1 protein-coding gene is annotated in these 1,932 nt (G+C 52.7%); it reads right to left on the bottom strand.

Annotated elements, in window-relative coordinates; genetic code table 11:
• Positions 1 to 582: 582 nt before the first annotated feature.
• A partial coding sequence (locus tag AB5Y90_RS17885; RefSeq protein ID WP_368167435.1) for a methyl-accepting chemotaxis protein occupies positions 583 to 1,932 on the bottom strand: 1,350 nt, incomplete at its 5' end.

Below are 1,932 nucleotides of genomic sequence, written 5' to 3'. Positions count from 1 at the left end.
GGCATTTACGGGAGAAAAAATCGGCTCAAACATGAAGAAATGAAATGACTGCGTCAGCCGAGAAGAATTTCCCCGCTTATTCGCACCTTCCTTAACAACAACATAAGTCCCATCAAAACATTCATCTTCGCCCCAAATTGCAGACGAGATAATAAAAGGGTCATACGAGGTGGGCTCGTATGACCCGCATTTTCCGCAGGCAACAACATTGCACTATCCATTCTAATATCCATAACCTTTGCATGCTCAAAAATTGAGCGGCGAATATTCAATCACATGTAAGAACTATGGCAAACGTTTTTAACGTTACTTAATGTAAGCTATGGATATATCAGTTTCATATCAACAAGATAGAGATGTAATCGGATGTTTTTAGGACGGTGCGAATGGAGTAATGAAATTATAAACGTGAGTAGGCTGATTATGATGAAGGAGCAATCAACTTGTTCGCCTCTTCCTTAGTCGATAAGCATAAAAAATCCGAAACCAAATCAAAAGGTTTCGGATTTTTACACATCAGGGGAGCGGCCTCTGGAGCCTTAACTGAGTGGCATTTGGCATATACGCCCCCTTTACTCATACTCAAATGCGGAACATACCGACCTGATTACTCAGTTCATCCGAAATATTTTTAAGTTGTTCAGAGAGATGACGTGAACTGTCTGCATCCAACGCCAGTTCGTCCGAGACATCTTTGACCGCCTGAATGTTGCGGCTTACCTCGTCGGTGACGGCTCGTTGCTCTTCGGCTGCGCTGGAGATCTGGGTCGCCATGTCGGAGATCTGGTTGATCGAGGTGGTGATCTGCTCCAGCGCATGGGTGGCGTTGTTGGCGTCATCCACGCTGTTCTGGGCCAGCTGCTGGCCTTCGTGCATGGTGCTGACCGCTCCCTGGGTATTGCGTTGCAGGGTTTCGATCATGCTGCGGATCTCGACAGTCGAGCTGTGGGTACGCTGTGACAAAACGCGCACCTCGTCGGCCACTACCGCAAAGCCACGGCCCTGTTCACCGGCACGCGCCGCTTCAATGGCAGCGTTGAGCGCCAGCAGGTTGGTCTGCTCGGCGATGCCCTGAATGGTGGAGAGGATGGTGTTGATCTCCTGAGCGTTTTTCTCCAGTTCCTGAATGATGTTGGAGGCCTGTTCCACCTGGGTGGCCAGATCGGTGATGGAGCGCTGGTTGCGGGCGATCACCTGCTTGCCATGCTCGCAACTGCTGGAGGAGCTGCGGGCCGCTTCGGCGGTCTGCTCGGCGTTGCTGGCGACCTCGACTGCGGTGGCTGACATCTCGTGTACCGCAGTGGCGATCTGGGAGATCTCGTTTTGCTGGCGTGCCAGCCCCTGATTGGCCTTCTCCGCCATGCTGTGGGAGGACTTGGCCTGCTGGTTGAGCTGGCCGGAGGAGTTGGAGATATCCTGCACCATCACATGGATCCGCTCGATGAAGGTGTTGACGTGTTTGGCAACCGCGCCTACTTCATCCTCACGTTCAATCTTGATGCGGCGAGTGAGATCGCCGTTGCCACGGGAGAGATCGGCAATCGCTTCGCCCAGGGTTTTCAGAGGGGCCAGCGAGCCGTTGATGGCGACATAGGAGAAGCCAGCCACGATCAATATGGTGATAAGTCCCTGAATAAGTGAGGAGGTGACCATGCGGCGTACCGACTGGTAAGCGGTTTCGTCATCCACCATCATGCCGTAATACCAATTGGTGTTGGGGATCGCGTTAAAGTCAAAGACCTCTTTCTTACCGCTGATCACCAGCTCGTTGATCGTACCGTCATGAGCGATCTGATTGATGTAAGACGCGGTCAACTCGGGGGCTAGCGTTGTGGCGGGTTTCAGACTCAGGGAGGCATCGGGGTGGGCGATGATGGTGCCGTTGCTGTCGACCAGAATGGCGTAAGTCCCCTCGGTAGTGACCGTCAGAAT

The sequence above is a fragment of the Aeromonas sp. R4-1 genome (genome assembly GCF_040908325.1).
GTDB lineage: Bacteria > Pseudomonadota > Gammaproteobacteria > Enterobacterales > Aeromonadaceae > Aeromonas > Aeromonas veronii.
Note: the sequence above shows the minus strand (reverse complement) of the source record. Positions and strands in the feature narration are given on the sequence as shown.